Consider the following 4,992-nt stretch of genomic DNA (forward strand, 5'->3'; position numbering starts at 1 on the left):
CCCCCTCGCCGCGATCGCCGCGCTCGCCACGCTCGGCGCTGTCCTCGTCGCCGCTCTCGGCATCGCCGAACGGCTCGCCGTCATCCTCGATCTCGTCGGCGATATCGTCGTCGGGCTCGGGGACGATCTGCGTGGGCAGGCGCGGCGCGTGCGCGGGGGGCGGACCGCCCGATTCGACCGTCATCCGCGCGCCCTCGGGCGTGCCGTCGCTCAAAATCTCGATCGCGACGCCGTAGCGTTCCTCGATGTCGGCGAGTTCGGCGCGCTTGCGGTTGAGCACGTAGAGCGCCGCTTCCTGGCTGCCGCGCAGGCGGAGCTGGCTGCCCCGGCCGCGCGCGGCCTCTTCCTCCAGCAGCCGCAGCGCGTGGAGGCCCGAGGAGGATGCGGTGCGGATGAAGCCCGATCCCTCGCAATGCGGGCAGGTCCGCGTCGAGGCTTCGAGCACGCCGGTGCGCAGCCGCTGGCGGCTCATCTCGAACAGGCCGAAGCCCGAGATGCGGCCGACCTGGATGCGCGCGCGATCATGCTTCAGCGCTTCCTTCATCGCGCGCTCGACCTTGCGGTTGTTGCCGTGCGATTCCATGTCGATGAAGTCGATCACCACCAGCCCGGCCATGTCGCGCAGGCGAAGCTGGCGGGCGATCTCGGCGGCCGCCTCCATGTTGGTGGAAACCGCGGTCTGCTCGATATTATGCTCGCGCGTCGAGCGGCCGGAGTTGATGTCGATCGACACCAGCGCCTCGGTCGGGTTGATGACCAGATAGCCGCCCGATTTGAGCTGGACGACGGGCTGGTACATCGCGGCGAGCTGATCCTCGACCCCGTAGCGCTGGAACAGGGGCACCGCGTCCGCATAAGGCGCGATCTTCCGGGCGTGGCTCGGCATCAGCAGCTTCATGAAGCTGCGCGCGGCGTGATAGCCGTCCTCACCCTCGACGATCACCTCGTCGATATCCTTGTTGTAGATGTCGCGGATCGCGCGCTTGATGAGGTCGCTGTCGCGATAGACTTCGGCGGGCGCCTCCGACGTCAGCGTCTTTTCGCGGATCTCGTCCCACAGCCGCGCGAGATAGTCGAAGTCGCGGCGGATCTCCTGCCGCGTGCGCTGCAAGCCGGCGGTGCGGACGATGCAGCCCATCGTGCGCGGCAGGTTGAGCTCGGTCATGATCGACTTCAGCCGCTTGCGATCCGAAGCGTTCGAAATCTTGCGGCTGATGCCGCCGCCGTGGCTGGTGTTGGGCATCAGCACGCAATAGCGGCCCGCGAGGCTGAGATAGGTGGTCAGCGCCGCGCCCTTGTTGCCGCGCTCTTCCTTGACGACCTGCACCAACAGCACCTGCCGCCGGCGGATCACGTCCTGGATCTTGTAGCGGCGCCTGAGGTTCATCCGCCGCTGGCGCAGCGATTCGACCGCCTGATCGTCGGATTTGGTGGAGGTCGCCTGGCGGACGGGGCGATCGCCCTCATCCTCGCCGTCCGAATAATCCTCGTCCGAATCCAGCGTCTCGCGGCCGCCAAGGTCGCTGGCCTCGTCCATCGGCTCGACGGTCTCGACGTCATCGTCGTCGCCATCCTCCTCGTCGTCGCCATGCTCGCGGGCGCGCAGCGCCTCTTCCTCGGCGGCGTGCTCGGCCTCCTCGCGCAGCAGCGCCTCGCGATCCTCCTTGGGGATCTGATAATAATCGGGATGGATTTCGGAGAAAGCGAGGAAGCCGTGGCGGTTGCCGCCATATTCGATGAACGCCGCCTGCAACGACGGTTCGACCCGCGTGACCTTGGCTAGATAGATGTTCCCCTTGAGCTGCTTATGCTCTTCGGATTCGAAATCAAATTCCTCGACGCGGTTCCCCTTGACGACGGCCACGCGGGTTTCTTCCCGGTGGCGCGCGTCGATCAGCATGCGCATGGACATTAAATGGTCTCCGGGCGCCGGCGCGCGCTAATTTGCTGCGCCGTGCGCGATGGGACGGCGGGGTCAGCCAATGCCCGTGCGGGCGCGCCTCGCCGTCGATTGTTGTGGTGGATACTGCCTTGGCGGCACGGCCACCCGGAAAGCCGAGGCTTCCGGAAACGCCCTCGGCCCGACGATCGCGCGCGGATGCGGCGGCAACGGGCAAGAGGGAAAGATGGCACATGCGGCTTCAACCTGGACGATGCCGGCCGCGAACTACGCGCCGGCGCACCCGGCAAAAGAACCGGATAGAATGCGGGTAGCATCGCGCGCGGCTTGCGGCAAGACGAGGGGGGCGGCGCCCTGCCATCATCGTCATCCCGGGGCGACGATGACGCTTCACCCTCGCCTCATCGAAGTCTAGGAGGCTTGGCCGTGCGCGGCCTGCTCTTCGTCCTGCCTCTCCTCGTCGCCATGCCGGCGGCGGCCAAGGCGCCGCCCAACCGCGCGAGCGCGGCGATTCCGACGCGCCCGTCGCTGCTCGGTTTGCCCAAGGTGCTCGGCGCCCGGCGCGCCGATGCGCCGCTGATCGTGATCGATCCAGGGCATGGCGGCCACGATCCGGGCTCGTCTTCCGCCGACGGCGAGACGCACGAGAAGGATATCGCGCTCACGATCGCCAAGGCGGTGCGCGACGAACTGGTCGCGAGCGGTTCGTTCCGCGTCGCGCTCACGAGGTCCGACGACCGATTCCTCGTGCTGGCAGAGCGGCGGGAGATCGCGCGGCGGCTGCGCGCCGATCTGTTCGTCTCGATCCACTGCGACAGCGCCCCCAGCCCGGCGGCGCGCGGCGCCAGCATCTACACGCTGTCGGACACCTCCTCGGACAAGGTCGCCGCGCGGCTGGCGGCGCGCGAGAACAAGGCCGACGTGATCAACGGCATCGATCTTTCGAGCGAGACCAGCGACGTCTCGTCGATCCTGATCGATCTCGCGCGGCGCGAGACGATGAACGTCTCCTCCACCTTCGCCGATCGCCTCCAGAAGGAGCTGGCGCCGCTGATCGGCCTCAAGCCCACCTTCCACAAATTCGCCGGGCTGATGGTGCTGAAGGCGCCCGATGTGCCTTCGGTGCTGCTGGAGACGGGCTATATCTCCAACGAAGAGGATCTCGCGCTTCTCGTGTCGGAAGACTATCGGGAGAAGATCGCCATCGCCGTCCGGCGCGCGGCGACCAGCCATTTCGCGCGTCAGCTCGCCGCGCGGACCAGGGAGAGGAAAGAGGAATGATCCGACACAGGTTCCTGGCCGCCGTCCTGCTGGCCGCCGCGCCGCTCGGCGCGGGCGCGGCACCTCCCTCGATCAAGGCGCCGATCGAGGCGGCGATCGCCGATCCGGCGCGCCCGCCCGAGGATGTCGCCCGCGATGCCGATCGCAAGCCCGCCGAGATGCTGAGGTTCGCGGGCGTCAAGCCGGGGATGACCGTGGTCGATCTGCTGCCCGGCGGCGGCTATTTCACGCGGCTCTTCGCCGATGTCGTCGGCCCGACGGGCAAGGTCATCGCCTATGCGCCCGACGAGATGCTCAAGAGCCAGAAGGCCATCGACCGGCTGGACGGCCTGGCCACCGGCCACGCCAACGTCCAGGCGTATCACGACAAGCTGATGGATCCCCCGCCGCCCGCCGCCACCGATATCGCCTGGACCGCGCAGAATTATCATGACCTGCATAATCTCGCCGGTGTCGATCTCGTCGCGTTCAACAAGATGATCTACGCCAATCTCAAGCCCGGCGGCGTCTATGTGATCCTCGATCATGCCGCCAAGGCGGGCTCGGGCATCGCCGATACCGACACGCTCCACCGCATCGATCCGGCGGTGGTGAAGCGGGAGGCGATCGCCGCGGGCTTCGTATTCGACGGCGAGAGCAAGGTCCTCGCCAACCCGGCCGACGATCATATGCTGAAGGTCTTCGATCCCGCGCTGCGCGGCCATACCGATCAGTTCCTCTACCGCTTCCGCAAGCCCAGGAAGTAAGCGCCGATGCTTTCCACCTGCGATCCCAGCGCCGCGAGGAGAGGCGAGTGAAGTTCACACTCCGCCGCCCCGGCGCGTTCGGCGTCCTCGGCTCCTATTGGGCCGAACGCCGCGTGCGCTGGACGGCCTATGTCCTCGGCCTCTTCCTGCTCGGCTGGCTGGCCTTCTGGTATTTCTTCGTGCTCGGCCTCCCCTCGACCGACGCCTTGCTCACCTACGAGCCCCCGCTCCCCACCAACGTCCGCGCGCTCGACGGCACGCCGGTCTACAGCTTCGCGCGCGAGCGCCGCGTCGAGCTCGGCTACGACGAGTTCCCGCGGCCGCTGGTCGAGGCGTTCATTTCCGCCGAGGACAAGAATTTCTTCCGGCACCATGGCGTGGCGCCGCTCAAGTTCGGCAATGCCGTGATCCAATATTTCACGCATTACGGCTCGGGCGAGCGCGCGCACGGCGGCTCGACGATCACCCAGCAGGTCGCCAAGAATCTGCTGATCGGCAACGAATATTCGCCGACGCGCAAGGTGCGCGAGGCGGTGCTGGCGATCCGGATCGAAAATTCGCTCAACAAGGCGCAGATTCTCGAACTCTACCTCAACCAGATCTTCCTCGGCCGGAACGCTTATGGCGTGCAATCGGCGGCGCGCGCCTATTTCGGTAAGGACGTCGACGGGCTCACCATCCCCGAGGTCGCCTATCTCGCCACGCTTCCCCGCGCGCCTTCCAACTATGATCCCGATCGCCACGCCGATCGCGCGCTAGACCGCCGCCGCTATGTGCTCCGCCAGATGCGGGCCAACGGCTATATCACCCCCGCGCAGGAGGCCGACGCCGACGCGACGCCGCTCGGCACCGTCCGCCGCTCCGACGCGCGGATCGAGCGCGAGCGCGCGTTCGAGGGCTATTATATGGAGGAGGTGCGCCGCGAGCTGATGGCGCGCTACGGCGAGGCCGCCGAGAAGGGCGCGCACGGCGTCTATACCGGCGGCCTCTGGGTGCGCACCTCGCTCGATCCCAAGGTGCAGGCCGCCGCGCAGGATGCGCTGCGCGCCGGGCTGATCCGCTACG

Annotated in this window: 4 protein-coding genes; 3 read left to right on the plus strand and 1 reads right to left on the minus strand. The window is 67.4% G+C overall.

Translation table 11 applies throughout. From position 1 onward, the window contains the following. The coding region (locus HUU94_RS11130; protein WP_174275147.1) for an Rne/Rng family ribonuclease at positions 1-1,912 on the minus strand (1,912 nt) is incomplete at its 3' end. A 414-nt stretch (positions 1,913-2,326) separates the two neighbouring features. On the opposite strand from HUU94_RS11130, the gene HUU94_RS11135 reads away from it, so the two are divergent. The 3 genes from HUU94_RS11135 to HUU94_RS11145 form a co-directional block, all read left to right on the plus strand. After that, positions 2,327-3,181, plus strand: a complete 855-nt coding sequence (locus tag HUU94_RS11135; protein WP_438827118.1) for an N-acetylmuramoyl-L-alanine amidase family protein — start codon at positions 2,327-2,329, stop codon at positions 3,179-3,181. Continuing rightward, the gene (locus tag HUU94_RS11140) at positions 3,178-3,927 is read left to right on the plus strand and encodes a class I SAM-dependent methyltransferase (RefSeq protein ID WP_217429613.1); all 750 of its coding nucleotides are present in this window, start codon (positions 3,178-3,180) and stop codon (positions 3,925-3,927) included. Before HUU94_RS11135 ends, HUU94_RS11140 begins: the two co-directional genes overlap by 4 nt. Positions 3,928-3,974: 47 nt before the next feature. Further along, positions 3,975-4,992 (plus strand): transglycosylase domain-containing protein (locus HUU94_RS11145; protein WP_174275148.1); only part of this gene is annotated, 1,018 nt, incomplete at its 3' end.

It is taken from the genome of Sphingomonas bacterium, from assembly GCF_903644055.1.
GTDB lineage: Bacteria > Pseudomonadota > Alphaproteobacteria > Sphingomonadales > Sphingomonadaceae > Sphingomonas_I.